Origin of the sequence: Candidatus Pelagibacter sp. HIMB1495, from assembly GCF_052047955.1 — a bacterium.
GTDB lineage: Bacteria > Pseudomonadota > Alphaproteobacteria > Pelagibacterales > Pelagibacteraceae > Pelagibacter.
Map to the genome: position 1 here is coordinate 1 of NZ_JBNAIQ010000001.1, position 24254 is coordinate 24254.

26 protein-coding genes are annotated in these 24254 nt (G+C 25.4%); 4 read left to right on the forward strand and 22 right to left on the reverse strand.

Annotated elements, in window-relative coordinates:
* Nucleotides 1–25 precede the first annotated feature (25 nt).
* Genes ACTTAW_RS00005 through ACTTAW_RS00020 form a run of 4 tightly spaced genes read left to right on the forward strand, consistent with a single transcriptional unit; the run spans nt 26 to nt 3493 of the window.
* Nucleotides 26–802, forward strand: a complete 777-nt coding sequence (locus ACTTAW_RS00005; RefSeq protein ID WP_440650497.1) for a glycosyltransferase family 2 protein — start codon at nt 26–28, stop codon at nt 800–802.
* Nucleotides 803–829: 27 nt separating this feature from the next.
* Nucleotides 830–1897: a CDP-glucose 4,6-dehydratase gene (rfbG, locus tag ACTTAW_RS00010; RefSeq protein ID WP_440650498.1), complete on the forward strand. Its 1068-nt coding sequence runs from the start codon at nt 830–832 to the stop codon at nt 1895–1897.
* A 1-nt stretch (nt 1898) separates the two neighbouring features.
* The gene (locus ACTTAW_RS00015; protein WP_440650499.1) at nt 1899–2591 is read left to right on the forward strand and encodes a sugar phosphate nucleotidyltransferase; all 693 of its coding nucleotides are present in this window, start codon (nt 1899–1901) and stop codon (nt 2589–2591) included.
* Complete coding sequence (locus ACTTAW_RS00020; RefSeq protein WP_440650500.1) at nt 2588–3493, forward strand: NAD-dependent epimerase/dehydratase family protein; 906 nt, start codon at nt 2588–2590, stop codon at nt 3491–3493. The genes ACTTAW_RS00015 and ACTTAW_RS00020 overlap by 4 nt, the downstream gene beginning before the upstream one ends.
* A gap of 46 nt (nt 3494–3539) precedes the next feature.
* On the opposite strand, the gene ACTTAW_RS00025 is transcribed toward ACTTAW_RS00020, so the two are convergent.
* From ACTTAW_RS00025 to ACTTAW_RS00130, 22 genes are all read right to left on the reverse strand, one after another.
* Complete coding sequence (locus ACTTAW_RS00025) at nt 3540–4412, reverse strand: Wzz/FepE/Etk N-terminal domain-containing protein (protein ID WP_440650501.1); 873 nt, start codon at nt 4410–4412, stop codon at nt 3540–3542.
* Between the two features lie 49 nt (nt 4413–4461).
* A complete protein-coding gene (locus tag ACTTAW_RS00030) occupies nt 4462–5823 on the reverse strand; it encodes a surface carbohydrate biosynthesis protein (protein ID WP_440650502.1) in 1362 nt (453 codons plus the stop codon).
* Nucleotides 5824–5825: 2 nt separating this feature from the next.
* A complete protein-coding gene (locus ACTTAW_RS00035) occupies nt 5826–7148 on the reverse strand; it encodes a hypothetical protein (RefSeq protein WP_440650503.1) in 1323 nt (440 codons plus the stop codon).
* Nucleotides 7149–7184: 36 nt separating this feature from the next.
* Nucleotides 7185–8009, reverse strand: a complete 825-nt coding sequence (locus ACTTAW_RS00040; protein WP_440650504.1) for an SDR family oxidoreductase — start codon at nt 8007–8009, stop codon at nt 7185–7187.
* A 185-nt stretch (nt 8010–8194) separates the two neighbouring features.
* Nucleotides 8195–9583 (reverse strand): aminotransferase class III-fold pyridoxal phosphate-dependent enzyme, encoded by a 1389-nt coding sequence (locus tag ACTTAW_RS00045; protein ID WP_440650505.1) that lies wholly within the window; start codon nt 9581–9583, stop codon nt 8195–8197.
* Nucleotides 9584–9590: 7 nt separating this feature from the next.
* Nucleotides 9591–10271: a hypothetical protein gene (locus ACTTAW_RS00050; protein WP_440650506.1), complete on the reverse strand. Its 681-nt coding sequence runs from the start codon at nt 10269–10271 to the stop codon at nt 9591–9593.
* Nucleotides 10264–10827 carry a GNAT family N-acetyltransferase gene (locus ACTTAW_RS00055; RefSeq protein WP_440650507.1) on the reverse strand — a complete coding sequence of 188 codons (564 nt, stop codon included), beginning with the start codon at nt 10825–10827 and terminating at the stop codon, nt 10264–10266. Before ACTTAW_RS00055 ends, ACTTAW_RS00050 begins: the two co-directional genes overlap by 8 nt.
* Entirely contained in the window at nt 10824–11648 is an 825-nt protein-coding gene (locus ACTTAW_RS00060; protein ID WP_440650508.1) for a sugar phosphate isomerase/epimerase family protein, read from the reverse strand. The genes ACTTAW_RS00055 and ACTTAW_RS00060 overlap by 4 nt, the downstream gene beginning before the upstream one ends.
* A 99-nt stretch (nt 11649–11747) precedes the next feature.
* Complete coding sequence (locus ACTTAW_RS00065; protein ID WP_440650510.1) at nt 11748–12611, reverse strand: class I SAM-dependent methyltransferase; 864 nt, start codon at nt 12609–12611, stop codon at nt 11748–11750.
* Nucleotides 12612–12665: 54 nt separating this feature from the next.
* Nucleotides 12666–13502, reverse strand: a complete 837-nt coding sequence (locus ACTTAW_RS00070) for an N-acetylneuraminate synthase family protein (RefSeq protein ID WP_440650512.1) — start codon at nt 13500–13502, stop codon at nt 12666–12668.
* Nucleotides 13503–13611: 109 nt separating this feature from the next.
* A complete protein-coding gene (locus ACTTAW_RS00075) occupies nt 13612–14217 on the reverse strand; it encodes a D-sedoheptulose-7-phosphate isomerase (protein WP_440650513.1) in 606 nt (201 codons plus the stop codon).
* A 13-nt stretch (nt 14218–14230) separates the two neighbouring features.
* On the reverse strand, nt 14231–15373 hold the full coding sequence (locus ACTTAW_RS00080; protein WP_440650515.1) for a DegT/DnrJ/EryC1/StrS family aminotransferase: 1143 nt from the start codon (nt 15371–15373) through the stop codon (nt 14231–14233).
* Between the two features lie 48 nt (nt 15374–15421).
* The gene (locus ACTTAW_RS00085; protein ID WP_440650517.1) at nt 15422–16102 is read right to left on the reverse strand and encodes an acylneuraminate cytidylyltransferase family protein; all 681 of its coding nucleotides are present in this window, start codon (nt 16100–16102) and stop codon (nt 15422–15424) included.
* Nucleotides 16093–16794: a WbqC family protein gene (locus ACTTAW_RS00090; protein ID WP_440650519.1), complete on the reverse strand. Its 702-nt coding sequence runs from the start codon at nt 16792–16794 to the stop codon at nt 16093–16095. The genes ACTTAW_RS00085 and ACTTAW_RS00090 overlap by 10 nt, the downstream gene beginning before the upstream one ends.
* 23 nt (nt 16795–16817) lie before the next feature.
* The gene (locus tag ACTTAW_RS00095) at nt 16818–17723 is read right to left on the reverse strand and encodes a hypothetical protein (RefSeq protein ID WP_440650521.1); all 906 of its coding nucleotides are present in this window, start codon (nt 17721–17723) and stop codon (nt 16818–16820) included.
* The gene (locus tag ACTTAW_RS00100; RefSeq protein WP_440650523.1) at nt 17720–19555 is read right to left on the reverse strand and encodes a carbamoyltransferase C-terminal domain-containing protein; all 1836 of its coding nucleotides are present in this window, start codon (nt 19553–19555) and stop codon (nt 17720–17722) included. The genes ACTTAW_RS00095 and ACTTAW_RS00100 overlap by 4 nt, the downstream gene beginning before the upstream one ends.
* Nucleotides 19556–19559: 4 nt before the next feature.
* Nucleotides 19560–20150, reverse strand: a complete 591-nt coding sequence (locus ACTTAW_RS00105; RefSeq protein ID WP_440650525.1) for a class I SAM-dependent methyltransferase — start codon at nt 20148–20150, stop codon at nt 19560–19562.
* Nucleotides 20147–20821 (reverse strand): acetyltransferase, encoded by a 675-nt coding sequence (locus ACTTAW_RS00110; protein ID WP_440650526.1) that lies wholly within the window; start codon nt 20819–20821, stop codon nt 20147–20149. Before ACTTAW_RS00110 ends, ACTTAW_RS00105 begins: the two co-directional genes overlap by 4 nt.
* Nucleotides 20818–21552: an SDR family NAD(P)-dependent oxidoreductase gene (locus ACTTAW_RS00115; RefSeq protein WP_440650528.1), complete on the reverse strand. Its 735-nt coding sequence runs from the start codon at nt 21550–21552 to the stop codon at nt 20818–20820. The genes ACTTAW_RS00110 and ACTTAW_RS00115 overlap by 4 nt, the downstream gene beginning before the upstream one ends.
* Nucleotides 21549–21767 carry a phosphopantetheine-binding protein gene (locus ACTTAW_RS00120; RefSeq protein WP_440650530.1) on the reverse strand — a complete coding sequence of 73 codons (219 nt, stop codon included), beginning with the start codon at nt 21765–21767 and terminating at the stop codon, nt 21549–21551. The genes ACTTAW_RS00115 and ACTTAW_RS00120 overlap by 4 nt, the downstream gene beginning before the upstream one ends.
* The gene (locus tag ACTTAW_RS00125) at nt 21751–23268 is read right to left on the reverse strand and encodes an AMP-binding protein (RefSeq protein WP_440650531.1); all 1518 of its coding nucleotides are present in this window, start codon (nt 23266–23268) and stop codon (nt 21751–21753) included. The genes ACTTAW_RS00120 and ACTTAW_RS00125 overlap by 17 nt, the downstream gene beginning before the upstream one ends.
* A 5-nt stretch (nt 23269–23273) precedes the next feature.
* Entirely contained in the window at nt 23274–24248 is a 975-nt protein-coding gene (locus ACTTAW_RS00130; protein WP_440650532.1) for an N-acetylneuraminate synthase family protein, read from the reverse strand.
* Nucleotides 24249–24254: the final 6 nt, after the last annotated feature.

Consider the following 24254-nt stretch of genomic DNA (forward strand, 5'->3'; position numbering starts at 1 on the left):
GGTATAAGTCTTGTTATTTATATATATGAGAAAAAAAAATATTTCATGTGTAATCACTACTCATAATAGAGATGAATATTTAAAAGATGCTATTTATTCTATAATTAAACAAACCTATTCTCCATTAGAAATATTAATTTCAAATAATATACCAAACAAAAAAACACAAAAAATTATTAAGACAATATCAAAAAAAACACAAGTACCAATTAATTACCTGGAGCATAATATGAGGGGCAGAGGTGCTGCTTCTGCTAATTTAGCGGCCTCTAAGGCTAAAGGAGATTATATAGCTTTTTTAGATGACGATGATATGTGGGATAAAAATTATTTAAAAGAAATAGCATTTTTTATATCGCAAAAAAAAAGTAAAATTGTTTACTCATGGTTTTACAAGATTCAAAATAATAAAAAAACATCATATAAAAAATTAGATGAAAAACTTAAAATTAATGACTTTATTTTATCAAACCCTGGATCTGGTGTTTCAAACCTAGTGGTAGATAAAAATATTTTTATAAGCTTAGGGGGCTTTGATGACTATATTAATCCATCATATGACAAAGATTTTATAATAAGAGCAATTCATTATGGTTATAAATATTATGTACTAAAAAAAAAATTAGTCATTCAACGCAAACATACCCAACAATTGTCTGATATTAATAAATCTTCTTTACTTGGAATGAAAAAATTTTTCAATAAACATAAGTGGTCTTTAGGTACTGTCTTAAAAATAAAATTCTGGATTAAATATTGGAAAAAGTATATCAGAATGTTAAAATTCTATTATTTAAAATAATTCTTAAAATAAAATTTTTAAAAACTTATGAACTTGTTCCAAAAATATTTTAAAGGAAAAAAGGTTATTGTTACTGGTCATACAGGCTTTAAAGGTAGTTGGCTTAGCCTGTGGCTCAAGACTCTTGGGGCTGAAGTACTTGGTATTTCATCTAATGTTCCAACAAATCCGTCTCATTTCAACTTGATTAAAATGAGTAATTTAATCATTTCAAAAAAAATTAATATCAATAACTTAAATGCTCTTAAACATACAATTGATGAATTTAAACCAGATTTTGTATTTCATTTAGCTGCACAAGCTATTGTTAAGAAATCTTATATTGACCCTGAAGAGACATGGAAAACAAATTTATTAGGAAGTATGAATTTACTAGAAGCAATTAGATGCACAAAATTTAAAAAGAAAATAACAGTTATAATGATTACTAGTGATAAAGCTTATAAAAATTTTGAAACTAGTAGAGGATATAAAGAAAATTCAGTTTTAGGTGGCATCGACCCATATGGAGCTTCAAAATCAGCCGCAGAAATTTGTATTAAATCGTATATAAAATCTTTTTTTACAAATAAAAATAAGAATGTTTTAATTGGTATTGCACGTGCTGGTAATGTAATTGGGGGTGGTGATTGGTCAGACTACAGACTTCTTCCAGATTGCATCAAAGCTTGGACCCAAAATAAAAAGGTTACCATTAGAAATCCTGACGCTACAAGACCATGGCAACATGTACTAGATGTTTTAAATGGCTATCTAACTCTAGCAGTAAAACTAAAAGTAAACCAAAAATTACATGGTCAAGCATTTAATTTTGGACCAACCAACGATAAAAATTTAAAAGTAATTGATATTTTAAAAATAAGTAAAACAATTTGGCCTCAGATAAAATGGAAAATTTATAAAAATGAAAATTTTTTTGAAAATACCTTGCTTCAACTTAATAGCAACAAAGCAAAGAAAATATTGAAATGGAAATGTAATCTAAGTAGCAAAGAATCAATTAAATTAACAATAGATTGGTACAAACAATTCTTTTTAAAAAGAAACATTTTAGAGTTATCAAAACAACAAATAAAATATTTTTCAGAAAAATAAAATGAAAGTAGTAATCTTAGCTGGTGGTTATGGTACTAGAATTTCTGAGTATACCAAAACCATTCCTAAGCCTATGATAAAGATAAATAGAGTTCCTATAATTTGTAGAATTATGGATCACTACTCAAAATTTGGATTTAAAGAATTTTATATTGCAGCGGGCTATAAAGGTAAAGTAATAAGAGATTATTTTAAAAGTAAAAAAGATCAAAATAAAATTATCAATATTATTGATACAGGAAAAAATACTATGACTGGAGGTAGACTTAAAAGATTAAAAAAATATTTGAAAAATCAAACTTTTTTATTAACCTATGGAGATGGACTTTCAGATATAAATATTAAATCTTTAATAAAACATCATAAAAAACAAGGTAAACTAGTAACTTTGACGGCAGTAAGACCACCTGCAAGATTTGGAGCTCTTAAGATAAAAAAAGGTAACGTACTATATTTTAAAGAAAAATCAAAATTAGATGAAAGCTGGATAAACGGTGGGTTTTTTGTTGTGGAACCAGAATTTTTTAAGTATCTAAAAAATGATAATACTTTTTTAGAAAGAGAGCCTCTAGAAAAAATTTGTAGACTTAAACAATTAAATGCTTTTAAACATAGAGGCTTTTGGCAGTGTATGGATACCATAAGAGATAAAGAATTTTTAGAAAATATATTAAAAGAAAAAAAAATATTTTGAAAAAAAAAATATTAGTTGTTGGAGGGACAGGGTTTATAGGTTTTCACTTAATCAAATATTGTGTTGAAAAGAAATTTGATGTCACATGTATATCAACTAAGCCACCTGACCAATCAAGGAAAGTTAAAAAAGTAAAATATATTTATTCAGATATATCAAATAAAAAAAACTTACAAAAAAAAATTAAATCTAAATATGATTATGTGATTAATCTTGGTGGCTATGTTGATCATTCAAATATAAAAAAAACTTACAATTCACATTTTATAGGATGTAAAAATCTCTATTCAGTTGTTAAACACCCAAAATTAAAATTATTTGTTCAAATGGGTAGTGGTTTAGAGTATGGTAAAAATATTTCTCCATTAAAAGAAAGCGATAAGTGCAAACCATCAGCAAATTATGGTCGCTCTAAATATCTTGCCACAGAATTTTTATTAAAAAAATATAAAGAGGAAAATTTTCCAGTTGTTATTTTTCGATTATTTCAAGCTTATGGTCCAAATCAATCAATAAATAGAATAATACCAATTACGATAAATAATTGTTTAAAAGGAAAAAAATTTCCATGTACACCTGGAAATCAACTTAGAGATTTTATTTTTATAGATGATGTGGTAAATGCAATTTGCCTATCTTTCTATAATAAAAATGTTATTGGTGAAATTTTCAATATTGGTACAAACAAGCCTAAAAAAGTTAAAGAAGTAGTTTTGTCTATAAAAAAAATAATAAGTAAGGGTTCGCCTCAATTTGGAAAAATTAAAATGAGAAAAGATGAAATAAAAATTTTATTTCCAGAAATTAAAAAAATAAAAAAAATTTTAAATTGGAAACCAAAAATTAGTTTAATTAATGGGCTAAATAAAACTATAGAATATTACTCTAAAAGTCTCAATTGATAACAAAATTCCTTTAAAAATTTTTATTTTTAAATAAAATAACCTATTATTTACTAATACTTTTTCTAAAAATTATAATAACAATTGACAAAAGAATTCCAGTTATGAAACCAATAAACACATACTTATTATAATTTTTTGCATGTGTAGCTTTTACAAATGCTCTACTTGATATTGGGTTGTAGTTGAATTCCTCATTGTCTATTTTTTGTAATAATGATGAAAATCTTTTTATTTCTTCTTCTAATATTACTTTACCTTTGTAATATTTTTCGGTTGGAGGATACATAAAAAAAATACTGCTTGAGTTACCGCTCATTTCTTGAATCAATGATTTTTCTAAATCAATTTTACCTGCAATTTTTAAATTTCTCTCATGATCTTTGAGTTCATTATTAATTTTTCCAATAACTCTATTTTTAATTATACTTAGTGAATAATTTTTAACATAATTGACATAATCATTTAAAAAATTATTACCATCTAAACTTTCATGATAACGAAACCGGTATCTATTTTTATAAAGATCTGGATCATATTGATCAAATTTATTTATGAAATATTTATCCAATTTGATATTATTTTTTTCTAAATATAATTTAAAATTATCAATTTGATTATTTTGTTCTGCAAATTTAACCAATATTTCGGTAGATTCTAAATTTGAAATAAATTCTTCAATATACTGTTCAGTAGTTATATATCTGTTAGGAAATTCAAAAAACATTTCACTACCAGGAAGTCTTATTGTGATGTGAGATGTAAACTCCTTAGATTTATCAAAAGTTTGACTATAATAATACCCTATAGAGGTGAATAAAATCGTTATAACCATAACTAGAATTTTATTTTCCCAAATCATTCGTACTAAAGCTGAAATGTCAACTTCATCTTTATTTATGATTTTATATTTATTCATCTAATTCCTCTTATAATTAATTTTTTCTAAATTCAAATTAAAAATAAATTTATTCTATTTCAATACAATCTTTTAAAACTTTTCTTATTTTAAGATTATGATTTAACGAAATATTACTTAAAATTCGCTCAATTTCTTTTTTTGTAATACCTCCATAAATTTTAGAAGGTAATAAAACATTATCTTTATATTTATTTAATAAAATTAAAAATAAACTTTTCAGATTAATAAAACTCACACTTAAACTGTCTAAGACATATTTCAATCTATTATACCTGCATGGGAGCTCAGAAGTTATATCAAGATTAATAATATCCTCAGCTATTATTTCAGAGGCATACTTCTTCTCCACATTAACAAATTTGTTAAATAACTCACTATAATGAGTTGGGGGAATTGGCTTTTTTTTAATATTTTTTTTACAAAATTCAAGAATTTGATTTGAATTATATAAATGCTCAGATAAATTGTATGAGAGGGATTTTCTTACTCTATCTTTATTTGTTATGATATGACCTGTTTTAATTCCTGCCATATAAGCCTCGATTGCTGATGTGCATCCCCTGTGCAAAACTCCACTTGATGCATAAATCCAATGAGACATTTCACCTTGAAAAATTATTTTAATTTTTTTGAAAGATTTAGATAACTTTCTCCATTCTAATAAATCATCTGATGGATGAGGTCTAATAATAATTAGAGGCACATTTATATTTTTATCGAGTTCATGCATTAATTTAATAGTATCTTGATAGTCTAAAAATACCTTTTTAGCATTATCTTCTATTCCAGATAAATTTGTACTCATAACTTTCCATTCTGAGTTCCTCCATTTATCTTTTTCTTTATTAATCCTGTTAATTGAATTAAATGTAAAATCAGAGGAAAACAGAATAAAGTTTCCATATTTTTTTCTCAATTTCTTTACTGAATGATCAAAAATATAGTTTAATTCTGGTCTCCATGTATCAACACGTGGCCAGCCCGACATTATAATACGACTATCCAATTTTGGATAAACTTTTTTTCCAACTTCAAAAGCATATTTTCCAATTACATATAATCTATCAATATATTTTTCTGTGCCTTCCCAAAATCTTTTGGACATACTTCTTTCTAAATTATCAACCGCAGGTCCAAGCTCCTCATCTAAAATTAGAAACTTTTCTATTTTTTTTTTTATTTCTAGCAACTGGTTCAAAGATAGACCACCTTTATAAATAAATACTCCACCGCAACTTTTTTTAAACGATATGAGTTTTTTTATTTGAGTTTTTGATCCAATATAACAACGTACTTTTTTTTTATTATTTTTTATTAAAAAATTAGATAACAAAACTTTTGATAATAATTCTCTATTTTTTATTTCAATAGGTATATAAATATTTATTTTTTTTTGATCAGTTAACATATTTAACTTTTATAAATTTTAAAATTATTAATGATAGATGAAATTGACGAATTAATATTTTGGGGCACAGAAGCTGTATTTGCATTTACAAAATCATTAATAAATTTCTTATTTGCAATTTCACAATTTTCTTTATATTTTTTCCTTAAATTATTTATTGAGAAAATTGCACTATTACAAAAGAATCGTAAATCGTCTCTATTTTTTAAATTAAATCCTGCTTTGTACTTTTCACTTATTAATGAATTACAAGTTAGGTACCTTGGAAACACAGTTATTTTGTCTTTTAAAAATGATTCAAAAATTATGCCTGTACCCGCATGAAATACAATTTCTGACCAATCAATTAATTTTGAAGTGGAATATTCCTCTGAAATTAAATAACTTCTAATATTGGGTCTGCTTGAGATATATTTGGATAATTTTGGATAATATAAATTATTATTTAATAATATGATATCAAATTCATTATAACTTGATAAAAAATCTATTGTCCTAACTAACTCTTCAGTAAATATATTGATTTGTTTTTTTGGTATTAAAAATAATATTTTTATTTTATTTTCAATATTTGAACTGACTTCTTTTCCATCTAGCTTAAGTTTGTATTTTAATTCTAACCACTCTTTGCAATACCTTGGGGAACCGATAACAAATCCTTTATTTTTATTTAATCCTCTAGAAATTGCATTATCTAGGTCTTTATGACTAGTTCTCAAAAGAAAATCAATCTTATCGTATCCAGGGTCATTCTTAATTGTATCATTTTTTTCTAAATCATTTTCTAACACCATTGTATTTTCACAAAGAAGAGTACCGTGGGGTAATACTATACATTTTGCGCTCATGTTTTCCTTTTTAATGTCTGACACAATTCCAAGAGTAATATGATCTTGATGTAACGTAAAAATAATTGGTGTTTCTGAATTTACAAATTCAAATCCTAGTTCTTTTTTCCATTCAATGCTTGTTTTTTTAAGTTTAGATAATTTGTAAACTATTTTAGATATGACTCTATTAAAAATATTTGATGAATTTAAGTTTCTTTTAGGTATAAAAAATTTTAATATTTTATCTAAAAAATTTTCTTTATATAAAAATCTTAGTTCAACATTTTTTAAATTTGATAATAATTTTACTCTTGGATCATTATTTTTGTAAAAATTTGATTTTTTATCAAAAATAAATCCCTTTGCGTTAAATTCATAATCTTGATTTCTGCTTAAAAAATACAAAAATGGCAATAAATGATCAACATCTTTAAAGCCTAATTTTTTTTCACGTCTGATTAAGAAGACAACATTATATTTTTTTTTTTCAAACATTTGTTTTAAAGAAATTTCAGCTATTAGTTTAAAAAACTACCAGGCAGTTCTTCCCCCATCTATAGGTATTATTGCACCGTTTAAATAACTTGATGCGTCACTTAACATCCATAATAGTGTTCCCTGATATTCATCTTTTTTGGCAAGACGTCCCATGGGTATTCGGCTTGTGACTAAATTCAAAAATTCCTTTGCTTGACCGTTTTCTACGCCACCTGGACACATTGCATTACAACGAACACCTTTATCTGCCCAGTAAGTAGCGACATATCTAGTTAATCCAATTAGACCAGATTTAACAACAGAATAAGTTACTGGTTTGACAGGAATTTTATCTTTGGGCACTCCTTTTTTAAAATAAATTCTTTGGTCAGGTCCTATCAAACCGAGGTCTGATGATATATTGACAATGGATCCACCATTTTTATTTTTTGATATTTCTGTTCCAAAATGTTTTGAGCAAAGCCAAGCCCCCATCAGGCCAACCGCAATATCTTGTTCCCATATTTTAAGAGGAAAGTTTTCCAATCTGGAAAAATTTTTATTTTTTATTTTCTCTATTTTTGGATTGTTAGCAGCATTATTTACTAATCCATCAATTGTTTTAAATTTTTTAATTATTTCTCTGCATGCATTAATTATCTCTTTTTCTTTTGTAATATCTACTTTTAAGCCTAAAGAGGGTACATTAAATTTTCGATTAATATTTTTCGCTAACAAAGAAACATTTTTTTTATTAATATCAATTATTATTGGAATACCTCCATTTTCAGCAACTATCTCAACATGCCTCTTACCTAGCAAACCAAGTGCACCAGTAATAATAATAACTTTGTTAGTTAGATTAAATTTTTTATTCAATTAACTAATTTCTCCATTTTTATTTATTTATATTTTTTAAAAAAAAATTGACTAATTTAAAAAATTTAAATTTCTACTTTTTTTATTGAAAATATAATCATACCTTTACAGGTAAAACTTATATAATCATTATTATAATTTTACTATTTTAATTTTAAAATAAATTCATTTAAGAAAACATTATACTATTTATTATTTTTACGCGTATAATAATTAAAGTCAGCTACTTTACGAAATACAGGTCTGACTGGAATACCCTCTATCTTTTCTCTAAGATTTAAATTATTAGAATGAATTTTTTTAAATAATCCCATGACCTCATCAAAGGCAGTAAGCGTTTTTTTTATTTGTATAGATTTATGTGACCAGGATAATGCGTGATATGCGGCCCATAAAATTCCCCTTCTTAATAATTCTTGCTGAAAATAGGATTTAATCTCTAGATCGTTATATTTTCCATTTCCATTAAAAGAAATTACTGTTCTGCAGGGATATCCAATACATTCTATAAAATCTCTCAACTTATGATTTGACGCTAATTCATTAAATCCATTTTTTAATTCTTTACCTACTTTATCTAAATGGTCTGCTACATTCTCTCGTTTAAGTTTAGGTATGCACGCTTTAGCCGCAGCAAGTCCAATACAATCTCCTCCATAAGTAAAAGAAAAAAAAGTTTTTTTTAGTTCAGACATATAATCTTTTTTGCCTACTACCGCAGACAAAGGAACTGCATTTGATATGGCCTTGGCGAAAGTCGCTAGATCTGGAGTAACACCTGTAAGTTGTTGAGCACCACCAAGTGAAAACCTAAATCCCGTAATTATTTCATCAAAAATTAAAAGCGCACCATAATGATGAGCCATTTTTTTTACCTCTGAAAGAAAATTTTTTTGACAAAATTTATTACATTTTTTATATTTACAATTTTTTGGACCATAACAAGCAGGCTCAAGAATAGTTAAAGGTTCCATTATTACACATGAAATCTTATCAGGGTTTTTTTTAAAAATTTTTTCTAAGCTATCAAGATCATTGTAATTAAAACTGTGTGCTAATTTCTTATTAAAGTCTGGTATACCACTATTTAAATCAGTATTTGCAATGTACCAATCATGCCAACCATGATAACCACAATACGCAATATGATTACGACCAGTTACTGCTCTTGCAATTCTAACTGCAATAGTGGTAACGTCAGCTCCATTTTTACCAAATCGCGCTGACTCAGCGCAAGGTATATTATCAATAAGTAATTCAGTCACATCTACTTCCAATTTATTCATTAGAGAAAAAGTGGAGCCCAGTTTTAATTGTTTTATTACTGCTTGATTTACATCAGGATCTGCATATCCTAAGATAAGAGGTTGACAACCCATTACATAATCAAGATACCTATTACCATCTACATCCCAAATGTTAGCCCCTTTTCCACGATGCAAATATTTTGGAGCGAAACCTTCAACAAACTGAGTAACACCTTTGCTAAATGTTTGACTTCCAGAAGGGATTATTTTTTTTGCTTTAGAATAAATTTTATTTGAAATTTTGATACTCGGTTTTTTTTTTTTCATAAATTATTTATAATTTGTTATTTATTTTATGCCATTTTTCAAGATCTTCCTTGGAATCGATTTCAATTAAATTTTTTGAATACTCTCTAGTTAAAAAAATTGGGTGAGTTTCAGAATTAAGTAATTCATTATTAAGTTTATCTAGCTCACTTACTTTAAAACAGCAAAGATAATGATAGTGCATCCATGCTGAAGGCAGATCTTGACGTCTAAAAACGTCGTTTTTTATAAATTGACTTATTTTTTTATTTTTATCATCATACCTCCATGTGTAAAATGGGTGTGTTTTTGAAGGCACAAAAGAGCATAAACTTTTTACACTATTTTTTTCTATTATTTTTTTTGCATTTTGAAAATCGATTAAATTTTTATATACAATAGGTAAGTAAAAAAGCCATAAAATATAATTTTCTTTAAAATTTAATTTATCAATTAAATCCTTGAATACTAATTTGATTGAAATGTCTGATCCAGACAAATAATTAGACCTTTTGTAATCTTTAAAATTATTTGATATTGCTTTATCTAAAATTATTTGATCATCACTAGTTACAATCACTTCACTAATCCAATTTAATTTTTCTAAAAATTTTGCTGTACTGTCAAATAACAATTGATTTTTTTTTGGCAAACCAACACTACCTTCTCTGGCTGGAATTACTGCAATATGTTTTAAATGCTTATTCATTTTTATTTTTTTCGTAATTTAAATTCGACATAGACCACTCAACAAGCTTCCACGATACTCCATTTTTATCAAATGTTTTTTTTGTTTCTCCTAAATATTTAAATTTTGTTTTGGCATAAAGACGCATGGCCGCAGAATGTTCTTTAACAACTGCAAATCTAATTGTTTTCAGATTTAAGTAATTAAAGCCAAAATCTTTGATTAATTCTAAAACTTCTGTTGCTAAGCCTAAACCATGAAAATTTTTATCACCAATTAAAATTCCAAAATTACTACTCATTAAATTAAAATCAACAGGTCCAAGCCTAACATTGCCAATATGACAATTTTCGTCCTTAAATATTATTGCAAAGAAATAATCAAAATTACTATTAATCATATTTTTACTAAATAATTCTAAATCTTCTAGAGAAGTTTTATCTTTAGCTTTATTGATAAATTTTGTTATATCTTTATCGTTCATCCATTCTAAATACTCTTTAGATACATAGTTTATAGAAAAAGGTCTTAACTCAATTCTATTACTCTCCATTTTTTTTATTGGAATTTTTTTCATATCTTTATATGATTTTTAAACCATTCAAATTGACTTTTGAAAATCTCAACACCTTCGTTATCTCGAAAAGCTTGAAAAATAATAATACCTTGATAATTAATTTTCAAAAGTATTTCGAAGACTTTAGGAATATCAGCATCCCCTTTTCCCAAAAAAACTGGTCCTTTTCCAAATAGTCTATCTTTTACATGAACGTCTGTTATTTTTTTTCCATATGCATTAAATTCTTCTAAAGGGTCAAATCCTTTCGCTGCACTATTGCCTATGTCGTAATTTACAGTAACATTATTAGAACCAATCTTATCAAGTAAATTTGCAAATTTTGATGGAGATAAATCAGTTTCAAGAGATAAGTTTATATTTTTGCTCTCTGCAAGTGGTATTACTGATTTAATATTTTTGACAAAATTATTTAGATAATTTTTATTACCTAAACTTGATTTATCTACACAAGGGATAACTATATCGGATACACTCAATAATGATGCATTCCTAATAAGTTTTTCAAGTATTTTGATACTTTTATCAACAATAATTTTTTCATTAGTATGAATTGGAGCTTCCATAAAATAATCAGCGCATATTGAACGAACTTTAACTCCACTTTTTTTTTCTATTTTCTTAATTTTTTCTATTCCACCGGGTGCTAATAATGGATTTTTACTTGCATCATTATAATCCAAGATAAACTCTATCGAATCTAATCCTAATTTAGATGCAATTGGAAATTCATCTTCCCAAAAACCTATAGGATGTGCTTGATATCTTCCTTTATACTTTGGTAACAATCTTCCTTGCATAATTCCATATTTTTTTTTCATACTATAAAACCTTAATTAAAAATAATTCAAAATACTAATTTGATTAAGTTTTAATATTTCCATATTTTTTTTTTTGATTAAAAATATAAGATTAATCTATTATTTTTTTAAACAAATCATAATGGTATCTGTTATGCCTTTTGATGCTAATTGTTTTTCATAATTTCTATTTAAATAAACATTGTTTAAAAATTTCCACACTTTGTGTCCGCCTGGTTTTCCTTTAGATAACCAAAATAAATGATTACTTAACGCATAACGTTGAATATGTTTTATCCATTCAACTTTTAATTTTGCTTGCTTGGCTAATTCTTTTAAATTGTCATCATTAAATAAATATAAATGTTGACTCCAATATGTAAAATTTTGAAAAGCTTTATTTTCATATAAAGTTAAGAGAGCATCCTCTGAGTTTGGAACCTCTATAATAATCTTACCATTATCTTTTAACAGTTTAGAAAGTTTTAATAAGATTTCTTTGGGATCTACCAAATGCTCAACAACGTGAAAGGCAGTCAAAATATCCCATTTTTTTTTACTTTGAGCAGCGTTTTCATAACTAGTATAAACATTTAATTTTCTCTCCATAAACGATTGTTGCATTGCCTTTTCAAGCTCAATCCCATCAGCTTTTTTAACAAATTTAGAAATATATTTTAAAAATCCCCCAGCACCGCAACCAAAATCAATTACTTTTTTATTAATTATATAATTTTTAAGGAATCTATATCTTCTCAAATCATCAGATTTTGCTTGTTTTAACCACTCTGTTACATTTGGTTTTTTACCGTTATGCATACCAGAATTTTCATAATGTAATTTTTTGATATGTTTATTTGAAGATAAAAAAACTAGACCACAATCTATGCATTCCAAAATTTTTAATCTTTTGTTGTCTCTTACTGAACCAGAGCGTTGAAAGATATGAGCAGATTTACACAAGTAACATTTTTTGATTTTCATTGTTTAAATTTTACTAAAGAACAAAAAGATATTAGATATCTATCAGATATAATTTTATTTGGTAATCTTTATATGTTCACGAAGCTTCTTAGCAATTGGTTTTTCTGCTTCTATTATTGTTTTCTTACCGTCCCCTAAAGCTTTTTCAATTTTTCTAACACCACCTACTAATTGTCTTAATCCATTTGGTTCGACAGACGCTGATTGATCAGAACCATACATCGCTCTACTTAAAGTAATGTGTCGCTCTAAAGAGCTGATTCCAAGAGCTGCTGCAGCATATGAAATAGCAAGACCAGCTTCATGACCGCTATATCCTACGTCACAATTAAATTTTTTTCTTAAGGTCTCTATAACTTTAAGGTTTGCATCTTCATCTTTCATTGGATACGTAGAAACTGTGTGCATCAATTCAAAAGTACATTTTTTAGAATTAAATATATCAACCGCTTTTTGTATATCTTCAAAATTAGACATTCCAGTAGATATAAATGTATGTTTTTTTTCTTCTGCAATTTTTTTTAACAATTCTTCATAAACAATCATAGCAGAGGCAACTTTGTTATATTTGCAATTAAATTGCCTTAAAAATTCTTGACTTTTCAAATCCCAAGCAGAAGCAAACCACTCTATTTTTTTTTCTTTGCAATAATTATCAATTTCATTGTATTGGTTGAAATCAAATTCAAGTCCCTCTTTTTGTTCTCTTTGGGTAGTACCCCATGGACTTTCTCTTGAGGAAGCTAAAAATTCTTGTGTATAAACTTCATCAATATCTCTTTTTTGAAATTTAACTGCATCACAACCTGCCTCAACCGCAACATCAATAAGTTTCTTACAAATTGACATATCTCCATTGTGATTTATTCCGATTTCAGCAGTAATGAACATTTATTCTAAAATTTATTTTTAAATTTATAAAAACAATAACTTAATTATTTTTGTATTGGCAGCAACAATTTTTTTAAAAATCTTAATAAACATAGTAAACTTATGATTATTAATTATACCCTAATTTATGTTCTACTAACTCGCATAGTAAATGTTCAATTAGTATGTGTGCTTCTTGAATTCGCGCAGTTACTTTAGATGGAACAATTATTGATATATCACAATTATTTTTACAATTACCACCATCCTTACCAAGCAAACCAATAGTTTTAAGTTTCATTTTTTTTGCTTGACTTAATGCTTTTAAAATATTTTTACTTTTGCCAGATGTAGTAATTGCAACTAAAACATCGCCTTTTTTTCCGAATGCCTTTATTTGTCTAGAAAATATTTCTTCATAACTATAATCATTTGCAACACAAGTTAATACAGAAGTATCAGTTGTTAATGCTAAAGATTTTAATGGTTTACGATCTTTTTTAAAACGCCCAACAAATTCAGCTGCAATATGCTGACTATCAGCCGCACTACCACCATTTCCACACCAATAAATTGTACCTCCAGTTGTAAGAGATTTTTTGATTAAGTTTGAAGCTTCTTCAATTTTTTTAGAAATTTGAACATGGGTTTCTTTGACTGTATTTAAATGTTCGTTGAAAACGTCTTCAATAATTTTATTGTAAATTTTTTTTTTGTAATTTTTTTTTTTAGTCATCATGTTAATTTTTTTAAATATTAATAAATTTTTTTAAAAGTTTTATAATTAAATTTTGATCTTTTTTTTTCAAACTGTAATATATTGGCAAACTAACAGCATTTTTATAATAAATTTCTGCGTTTGTATTTATAAACTTATCCTTAAAAATAGAAAATTTATATATTGGGATATAATGATATTGTAGCATTATTTTATTTTTCAACATAAACTTTATCATTTTCTCTTTATAATTTTTGTTTCTATTATTTATATGAATAATAAACAAATGGTAAGAAGATTTATAATTACTGATTACTTCTGGAATATAAATTTCTTTTATTTTTTTTATTTCCTTAGTGTATCTTGAGGCAATTTTTTTTCTTTGATTTATAAATTTATTAATTTTTTTTAATTGACTCATTCCAAGTGCTGATTGAAAATCTGTTAATCTAAAATTCAATCCTTTTTGCACAACATCGTATTGCCAATGTTTTCCTTTTAATCTTTTAATTCCAAGAGATCTAACCATTCTCATCTTCTCTAATAAAAATTTGTTGTTCGTTGTAACAATTCCACCTTCACCAGTTGTAATAGTTTTTAATGGATGAAGTGAAAATGTACAAATATCAGAATGTTTACAACTTCCTATTTTATAATTTTTATTTTTATGATTATAAGATGCTCCTAATGCATGACAGGCATCCTCGATAATACGGCATTTATATTTTTTTTTTAAATACTTAAATTTTTCAGCGTTTTGTGGATAGCCTCCGTTATACATAACAATCAACGCTTTGAAGTTATCAATACCAAATTTTTTACAACAAAACTCAACATCTTCAGGTCGCATCTGTCCTGTATATTTGTCAACATCACATAGATAAACTTTTGCTCCTAAAAATTTTGCAATAGAATATGAAGCTATAAAATTAATTGATGGCATTATAATTATATCACCTCTATTTGTATCTATGGCACTTAATGCAATAAATAAAGCTGAAGTTCCACTGTTACAAGTTAATGAATATTTGCAGTTTAAGAATGTTTTAATTTTATTTTCAAATTCTAAAGTGAGAAATCCTGTTGTTAATTTATCTTTCTTTAAAGCAGCTACAACATTTTCTATATCAGATTTTTCTATATGCTGTCGCCCATAAGGGATGATTTTTTTCACAATAAAGTTTTTGTATCAATAATTATTTATTTAACAATATCAAAGTTCTTATTTATAAATTTTTTCAGCTAATTTCCAATCATCAAAATCATCAATATCAATAGATCGATATTTTGGTATTTCCAATCCTACATAATGTTTATCAAAGTCTATAATTTTTTTTTTGAAATGATTAATGGGTATTGCTACAAAATTGCCAGTATCAAAATAAGATTTTGATAAATCTTGTGATCTAATTTTATAAAAACTTTTTTTGACAGGAATTAATTTTTTATTTTTTACCAATTTAAATGCCCACTCTAGTGGAGCAGGATATTCTGTGACAGGAAGTATGATTTTTTTTCTATTTTTTTTAAGTAATTTCGAGGCATTTAATAAATCTTTAGATTTAATTAAAGGTGAACATGGAGTAAGACACCAAACTTCATTAAAAATTTTAAAAAATTTATCATATTCATTTAAAACATTTCTCAAAACAGACTCAATTGTAGCATTATCATCTGAAAGTTTTTTCGATCTAAAAAAAACCTCAACATCAAATTTTTTCAAATATTTAAAATATTTTTTACTATCAGTTGAAATCACTATTTTACTAAAAATTTTAGAATTTATAGCTGTTTTTATTGAATAACTTATTATGGGTTCGCCTTTAAATTTTTTAAAATTTTTATTTTTTATTCTTTTGGAACCTGATCTTGCTGGTATTATCAAAATTCTTTTTATTGACATATATAAAAATTTTTTCTGAGATATTTTAATGCATCTGGACCTAGATTAAATACTAAATCTATAATTGATAATCTTGAAATAAATTTTTCACTTTTTTGAAAATATTCTTCGTCTCTAAAATCAAAATAATCAATTTTAATTTTAGTGTTTGGTATATATTTTATATCGCCAAAATAGTTTTTGGCTCCTAAAGTTGAGATATAGTTGCTACAATTTTTTATTAAACAAATATCTTTCAAATAATCACTTTTTTTTGATGATAATTTAAAGTTACTATCATTAGAAATATTTGTTTTTATATCTAAATTTTTACAAATTTGTAAAATTAATTCTTTATTTAATTCTGCTAATTTTGTGTGATTTTTGTTTAAAATTTTTTCAAGGCCACCAAAATATTGTTCAAAATATCTACATTTTGAATATGAATTTTTTATAGACAATATTTGTTTTTGTTTAAATTTGTCAAAATTATCTAATTCAACATCTATTATATTTTGATGATACTTACCCTTAGATTTAACTGGAATTGTTAAAAATATTTCTTTACCATTATTGATAATTTTATTGCGCTGTTGCCAACTTCTTTTGTTAAATTGAATATTTTCTAAAAAAATAAATTCATCAACATAATCAATCAGTGCAAAATAGCCCTGCCAGGGTAGATAGGTAGGCTGACTTATTGCAATCTTCATAAGTTGTATTAAAAATTAACTAATTACTCTTCTATGGCTAAGCAAACACCTTCTTTTCCATAATCATTACCATTATAGAACATATATTTTATCTTTTTATGTTTAACTACATGAGGGTAAGCTATCATTTTGTTATCTATTTCTTTTCTTCCCGGTGAAATAAATGATTTTTTATCATTTCTTTTCCAATTTATTGCATCCTTGGATTCAGCATAACCAATTTTATATTTTCCAACTTTTTTTTCGTAACAAAACCACATTTTGTATAATCCATTTTCAAATAATACCGATGGTCTTGCTATTGCTCTTTCTTCATTCTTCAATTTTATAGAAGAATTACCATCTTGAAGCCAATTTTTTCCATCTTTTGATACAGCTAACTTAATATCGTATTTTGGGTAATTTTCATTAACCCATTCATTACAAGAAACATACCACATTAACCATTTATCTTTTTTAATTCTCATAACATAAGGGGCAGTTAATATTGAAAAAGGTTCTTTGTTTGTTAATTTCAAAATTGGAGATCTAGAATATCTTTTAAAGCTTACACCATTATTTTTAGAAATTGCTAAACCTGTCATCAAAGAGTATCTTGTAGTAGATTTAGGTTTCCAACCTATATAATATAAAAAAGTCTCCTTTTTATTTTTAATCAAACAAGATGCGGTAACACCATTGTCATCAAATGTGCCTAGTTCTCCTGGGGTTAATATTGGTTTTTTTGAAATATTTTTTATTGCAAGCTCCTTTAAATCATAATCAAAATACCCTATCATAGATATATTTTTTTTATTTCTTCCACAAAAAAATACCCTATACAAATCTCCCTTTAACTTAAGTGTACAAGGATCCATCGCATAAGAATTCCACCACTTTAAATTAAATTGTTCTGGTTTAACAATTAAACCTAATTTTTTCCATTTCATATTTTTTTAGTCACTCTATAATTATTAATATAAAGTGCATCTAAATTGCAATCTAAAAAGTCTACAATTGCATCCTCTGGCCTCAGGACATTTGTTCTCCCATGAAGATTGAAAGATGTATTTAAAACTACCCCATATTTGTACTCATCTTTTATCTTTTTTAATAAATTCCAGAAAAAAAAGTTAGTTTCTTTAGTAACAAACTGAGGTCTAGCAGTAAGATCGACATGAAGTGCTGATGGTATTATTTCTTTAAATCTAGATTTAGCCTTAAAAGCTGTTGACATATATTTATGATGAAAAGATTGCTCAAATATTTCTTCTCTATCTTCCTCCAAAATTGTTGGGCAGAGTGGTTGATACCAGGGTCTTTTTTTTATCTGTAAATTTATTTTATCTCTTGTGTCTTTATAGAAAGGATTGGCCAATATACTTCTTTGACCTAATGCTCTCGGTCCAAACTCCATTTTTCCATAAAAAGTGGCAATAATTTTATTTTGTTTTAATGAGTTAGCCGCATCATTAACCCAATTATCTTTTAAATTCTCAAAATTTATAGAATTCTTGTATAAATTTAATATGCTTAATGTTTCTTGATCATTGTAACTATCACCTAAATAAGGCATTGAAACTTTTTTGATTTTCAATGGGTCTTCTTTATTATTAATTAATGATAAGACTGCTGCACCCACAGATGAACCTTCATCTCCCATATAGGGTACAACGTTTACTGATTTTAAACTGAGTGCTGAGTAAACCTTATAAGATAAAATCACATTTGCAAAAACTCCCCCAGTTAAATAAATTTTATCAAAATTATAAATTGATTTAAAAACACTCAACATTTCTACAACTATTTTTTCAAGAAAATACTGTATTGTAGCTGCAAAGTTTTTATCTCCAATTATTTTTCTATATTTTTTTAAGTTACTTATAATTAAAAATTTTTTATACAATTTGGTATCAATTAAAAAATTTAGGTTGGCATTATTTATTTTAATAATTCTTCTTAAAATTTTTAACAAATTCTTATTCGGGACTCCATATGCAGCTAAAGCTTCTACCTTGCCCTCATCTACACTTCTCCTCAAATCAAGAGCCTCTGTAAAATTAGAATATAAAGAGCCAATAGAAGTAATATAATCCCTGTTATCTTTATTAAACTTAGTAATTTTACTTGAAGATATTAACTCAAATTTTTCACTACTCCATTTAAAAAAAGATGAGTGTTTTAAATCTCCGTGTTCATCTAATACAAATATATAATTAGTCTTATTTAGGTCAAAGTCGTCAATAGTTAAACAAGAAGCTGCATGACTTAAATGATGGTCATAAAATTCTATCTTAGGAACAGTAATATTGTTAGTTTTAAAAATATTACTTATTGTTTTTTTTACAAAAAATTTATTCAAATTTTCTACTTTTCTAAAATTTGAAAAAAACTTATGCATTAATGAATAGTATTGCCATCTAATATCCTTCTTAGAAATAGCAATGGTTTTAATATCTACATTTATTAAATCAGAAAAATATTTTGGTTTAATATATTTTCTAGCAACTTTCTCTTTTTTTAAAAAAAAAAAAGTAGGTGACTGCATTTCAAGTATACCATCTTTACCTGAAAAATTAGAAAACGGTATGGCAACCACATCTACTTCATTAGGTATTAACTCTCTACTATTTAAATATTTTAAAGTTTGATCAATGTCTATATTGTCTTTCTTTATTCTTGAAACTCTATCAGATTGCAGTGCAAAAAATATGTCGCTTTTTGTATCTAAAAAACTTACTGCACTTTCTAAACCAGAATATTTTGTTCCTATTATCTTCATGAGGTCATTTTTGTCCAGTAATGATATTAAATTTAATAAAATCTTTTGAATTGTTTTCTGTATAATAATAATAATTGTAATCTATGTTTTTTAAATTGCATAATTTAAAAAAATAAAGCAATTTTTTTTTTTTTAATTTTGTGACATTAAAACTTTCATCATTTAATCCTTTAGAAGAGTTTAAGTTTATACTAAAGAAATAACCTTGTTTTTTTAAATTTTTATTTATTAAACTATATGAAATCTTTAAATCATCTTCAGTTTGATGTTGAAGTGAGGCTCCATCAATTATTAAATCATATTTTTTTTTAGAATTTTTTAAAAAATCATTAAACCCTAAGTTAAAAGTTTTTACATTTTTATTTAAATGTTTTTGTTTTAATTTTTTTAATGCCTCTTTTGAAATATCAACACAATCTATAAAAAAATTTTTCTTTCTAAGTAAAATTAAAGTAGAGCCAGTACCACATCCTAAATCTAGAATATTTATTTTTTTTTTTAAATTAGAAAAATTTCTATTAAAAAAAATTATTAAAGATTGATGTGGAAAATTATTTCCATCATTTTTTAAAAAAAAATTATTCCACTTATTCATTTAAACTTATTAATTTCTAAAAATTTTTCAGGATCAAAAGAAATTTGTCTTGAATCATTTTGGATTACTACGCTTTGGGATGATAAATTTTTTGTAACATGTGAAGATGAACCAACAAAAGAGTTATTTCCTATGGTTACAAAGTGTCCAATAGTAGAGTTTAACCCCAAAAAGCTATAGTCCTTTATTTTGCAATTACCTCCTATAGTGCATCCAGAGGATATCCAACAATTATTACCCACTGAACTGTGATGACCTAAAATCGCACCGCTCCAAATAAAAGTATTATTTCCAACTTTAGAATAAGGTTGAATATAGCTGTCTAATAAAACTACATTTTCACCAACATTAACTTTATCATCAATTAAACTTGAATTAAATATAACATTTTCAAATGAGTATCCTTTCTTTTTAAAATAATTGTATTTTTCATACCTGAGTTTATTCAATTTCTTATAAGAAATTGCTATGTGCATTTTTGTATTTTTAGGTTTATAATTTTTAATAAGATCTTGAGTTGTGATAACTTTCGTTTTCCTAAAAGTATCTTTTTTATAAAATTTTTCATCAACACAATATGCATAAATTTTTTTAGATAATTTATTCAAATAAAAAGAAATGATATCTGACTGTTGACCAATACCAAAAATGATTAAAAATTTTTCACTCATATCTCTAATCCACCATCAAGAGATAAAACTTTTCCATTAAAAAATTTATTATTAATTATAAATTTTATAGCAAGAATAAGTTCTTTTGTATTGCCCAACCGTTTAATTGGAGTAATATTTTTTAAATGATCAATTTGAAATTTACTTAAGGATTTATATGTACTTCTAGTGTTTAAAAAACCTGGAGCTATGCATGCAACTCTAATATTTAAATTGCTGAGTTCTTGTGCCCATATTTTGGTTAGTATCTCAATGCCTGATTTAGCAACTGAATATGCAGATTGTCCAATATTCCCCTTTGCACTTATTGAACTAATATTTATTATCAGTCCCCCGGTTCTATTGTTGCAAAAATTCTCAATGATCTTTGAAGAAAACAAAAATACAGAATTTAAATTTAAATCTAATATATTCTTCCAGATTTTATAATTATGAGATTTAAAGCCACTAGTTGTTAACTTTACTATAGGTTGGTTATAAATCTTTCCAGCATTATTTATTAAAATATCGAAGTACTTAAATTTCAAATTCAATTTTTTAAAAAGTTCATCTACTTTTTTTTGGTTTGTTATATCGCATTCATAAATTTTTATTTTCTTGAATTTATTTTTTAAAATTTTTAATTCTTTTTTATTTATATCTATACAAATTAATTCATTACTTTTATAAAAATATTTTACTATTTCGTTACCAATAGATCCAGTGGCACCTGTTATTATTATTCTTTTCACTTAATTTTATTTTTTAAATCTTTAATATTTTTTATTTCAAGAATTTCTTTTACAGATAGTTTTTTTTTTATTTTTTTTTCTAACAGTGAAGCCAACTCCAATTGTTTTAAAGAATCCCAATTAGATAAATTTTTAAGTGAAGTTTTTTCAGATAATGAATTTAAATCCTCAACAAAAATTTTATCTATTCCTTTAAAGTTAAATTTTTTTTTCATATTTTTTTTTAATTAATGCTCTATCTATTTTTCCATTACTATTTTTCGGTAAATCATCAACAAAAAATAATTCTTGGGGCAAAAAGTACTTTGGTAAATACTTTTGTATAAATGTGTATATTTCCTTTTTTGATATTTGTCTGTTTGTTGAGATAACAGAAACTATTTTTCCATATGTTCTGGCTTTATTCTTAATGTAAAAAACACAAGTTTCTTTAATAGAGGATAGCTTGTTTAAAACAATTTCTAATTCATTAAGTTCTATTCTATAGCCCATGTGTTTAATTTGTGTATCGTTTCTACCAATAAAAAATAATTGATTATTAGATATATTTTCTTTTACTAAATCTCCAGTTTTGTAACCCCTTTGGTTATCAAAATTTTTAATATCTAAAATAAAACTTTTATCAGTATTTAATTTATCTCCAATATAACCATATGCTACATTTGGGCCATATAAAATTAACTCACCTATATCTCCTTTTTTTACTTCTTTAAATTTTTGATCCACAATTTTATAATTAAAATTTTCAGCAATTGAACCTATGGGTGCATAATTACTTTTTATAGATTTGTTATTTTTTATAAAATCTTTTTTAGAAATTAAATATCTTGAACAAATACATGTACATTCGGTTGGCCCATAAACATTATAAAAAACTTTGTCATTAAATTTATTAAATAAAATTTCTAATTTTGCTTTTGGAAATCCTTCACCACCAAAAATTATTTTTTTTATTTTTTTAAATTTTTTCTTATCTAACAAGTTAAAATTAATAAAATAAATTAATAAAGATGGAGTAGAAAACCAAACTGTGCAATTATGTTTATATAATATATTAATTAATTTTAATGGATCGTTAATATCTAATTGGGGTATAAGAACCAAGGTATTTCCAAGCAACATACTATTAAAAAGATCAAAAACAGAATTATCAAAATATAAAGGGTTTAATTGTGAAAAAACGTCTTTACTATCAAGTAAAAAATTTTTCTTACACCACAAAACAAAATTGATTACACTTTGATGAGAGATTAATGCACCTTTGGGAGAACCAGTTGATCCGGAAGTGAACATTATATATGCAATATCATCACTATTACATGATGTGTAAGATATTTTTTTTATATTTTTACTTTTTTTAATATCCAATTTTTTTGCAAAAGATATTCTGTTTTTACTAATAACAAATTTACATCTAGTCTTTTTTAATATTTCCTTAATTCTATTCTTTGGTAAATGAATATCTAAAAAAAAATATGGTAGTCCTATTTTAAGACAAGCCAACAAAGCGATTATTGTACCTAAGCTTTTCTCACTATCAATTGCAATTACATTATTATCCTTCTTATATTTTTCTAAATACGTTGCAAACTTATCACTATGAAAATCAAGATATTGAAAATTATATTTTTTATGATCAATATCAATCAAAGCAATTTTATACTTATTTTTTTTTACTGTGTTTTTAAAAAATCTGAGGAAATTAAATTTATACATAAAAACTAATCAAATAATTTCTGAAAAATAGGATTATTTTTTTTTACACTTTTTATTAGTCTCTTGTTTAAAATATTCTTTAAATAAATTGTTGTTAATCCAATTGGAGGAGATTTTTCAACATAATCTTTATTTGTAAAAATTTTTCCTTTTTTTAAATCTTTATTAAAATATAAACCTTTTCTTCTTGAGTTTAATCTTTCTTGTTTTAATAAGTTTTTTTTACTTGTTCCAAGACACTTATAAGCTTCTTTAATCTTAAATATATAATCTTTAAATTCTTCTGGCTCCATTGCAAAAAAATGGTCTGGACCCTCTGATTTCTTACTTAAAGTAATATGCTTTTCAAAGACTGTGCTACCAAAACTAACGCTAGCAATACCCGCTACATCAGACAGTGTGTGATCTGAAAATCCTAGAAAATATTGAAAATGTGATCTAAAAGTCTTTAAAGTATTTAAATTCACGTCTTTATGTTTTAAAGGATAATCAGAACCACACTGCATAATTACAATATTTAGGTTTTTATTATTTTCACATATTTTTACGGCATTTTTTATATCTTCAATGTCAGACATGCCTGTTGATAATAAAATTGGTAAATTTGACTTGGATAGATACTCAATTAATTTGTAGTTTGTAAGTTCAGATGATGCAATTTTATGAAAATCAATTTTAAATTTACTTAGATATTTTGCAGATCTCAAATCAAATGTTGAGGCTGATACATCTAAATCTAATTTTTTTGCATAATTGTAAAATTTATGAAAATAGTTCTCACTTAATTCAATTGATTTAAATAATCTAAACATCTTTCTATTATTTGGATAAAGTTTTTTTGCTTTAAATAATTGAAATTTTACAGCATCAGCTCCACACATTTTTGCTTTTTTTATCAATTCATAACCTGTATTTAAGTCTTGGTTAAAGTTAGATCCTATTTCAGCAATAAAGTAAGGTTTGATAAATTTTTTAAACATTTAAAT

What these genes read in the sequence shown, in the direction of transcription:
- ACTTAW_RS00075 (WP_440650513.1), bottom strand. Translation starts at nt 14,217, where the DNA reads ATGACTAAAAAAAAAAATTACAAAAAAAAAATTTACAATAAAATTATT.
- ACTTAW_RS00060 (WP_440650508.1), bottom strand. Translation starts at nt 11,648, where the DNA reads ATGAAAAAAAAATATGGAATTATGCAAGGAAGATTGTTACCAAAGTAT.
- ACTTAW_RS00005 (WP_440650497.1), top strand. Translation starts at nt 26, where the DNA reads ATGAGAAAAAAAAATATTTCATGTGTAATCACTACTCATAATAGAGAT.
- ACTTAW_RS00105 (WP_440650525.1), bottom strand. Translation starts at nt 20,150, where the DNA reads ATGAATAAGTGGAATAATTTTTTTTTAAAAAATGATGGAAATAATTTT.
- ACTTAW_RS00100 (WP_440650523.1), bottom strand. Translation starts at nt 19,555, where the DNA reads ATGAAGATAATAGGAACAAAATATTCTGGTTTAGAAAGTGCAGTAAGT.
- ACTTAW_RS00045 (WP_440650505.1), bottom strand. Translation starts at nt 9,583, where the DNA reads ATGAAAAAAAAAAAACCGAGTATCAAAATTTCAAATAAAATTTATTCT.
- ACTTAW_RS00120 (WP_440650530.1), bottom strand. Translation starts at nt 21,767, where the DNA reads ATGAAAAAAAAATTTAACTTTAAAGGAATAGATAAAATTTTTGTTGAG.
- ACTTAW_RS00050 (WP_440650506.1), bottom strand. Translation starts at nt 10,271, where the DNA reads ATGAATAAGCATTTAAAACATATTGCAGTAATTCCAGCCAGAGAAGGT.
- ACTTAW_RS00085 (WP_440650517.1), bottom strand. Translation starts at nt 16,102, where the DNA reads ATGTCAATAAAAAGAATTTTGATAATACCAGCAAGATCAGGTTCCAAA.
- ACTTAW_RS00015 (WP_440650499.1), top strand. Translation starts at nt 1,899, where the DNA reads ATGAAAGTAGTAATCTTAGCTGGTGGTTATGGTACTAGAATTTCTGAG.
- ACTTAW_RS00035 (WP_440650503.1), bottom strand. Translation starts at nt 7,148, where the DNA reads ATGTTTGAAAAAAAAAAATATAATGTTGTCTTCTTAATCAGACGTGAA.
- ACTTAW_RS00025 (WP_440650501.1), bottom strand. Translation starts at nt 4,412, where the DNA reads ATGAATAAATATAAAATCATAAATAAAGATGAAGTTGACATTTCAGCT.
- ACTTAW_RS00110 (WP_440650526.1), bottom strand. Translation starts at nt 20,821, where the DNA reads ATGAGTGAAAAATTTTTAATCATTTTTGGTATTGGTCAACAGTCAGAT.
- ACTTAW_RS00130 (WP_440650532.1), bottom strand. Translation starts at nt 24,248, where the DNA reads ATGTTTAAAAAATTTATCAAACCTTACTTTATTGCTGAAATAGGATCT.
- ACTTAW_RS00065 (WP_440650510.1), bottom strand. Translation starts at nt 12,611, where the DNA reads ATGAAAATCAAAAAATGTTACTTGTGTAAATCTGCTCATATCTTTCAA.
- ACTTAW_RS00055 (WP_440650507.1), bottom strand. Translation starts at nt 10,827, where the DNA reads ATGAAAAAAATTCCAATAAAAAAAATGGAGAGTAATAGAATTGAGTTA.
- rfbG (WP_440650498.1), top strand. Translation starts at nt 830, where the DNA reads ATGAACTTGTTCCAAAAATATTTTAAAGGAAAAAAGGTTATTGTTACT.
- ACTTAW_RS00095 (WP_440650521.1), bottom strand. Translation starts at nt 17,723, where the DNA reads ATGAAATGGAAAAAATTAGGTTTAATTGTTAAACCAGAACAATTTAAT.
- ACTTAW_RS00125 (WP_440650531.1), bottom strand. Translation starts at nt 23,268, where the DNA reads ATGTATAAATTTAATTTCCTCAGATTTTTTAAAAACACAGTAAAAAAA.
- ACTTAW_RS00030 (WP_440650502.1), bottom strand. Translation starts at nt 5,823, where the DNA reads ATGTTAACTGATCAAAAAAAAATAAATATTTATATACCTATTGAAATA.
- ACTTAW_RS00070 (WP_440650512.1), bottom strand. Translation starts at nt 13,502, where the DNA reads ATGTTCATTACTGCTGAAATCGGAATAAATCACAATGGAGATATGTCA.
- ACTTAW_RS00090 (WP_440650519.1), bottom strand. Translation starts at nt 16,794, where the DNA reads ATGAAGATTGCAATAAGTCAGCCTACCTATCTACCCTGGCAGGGCTAT.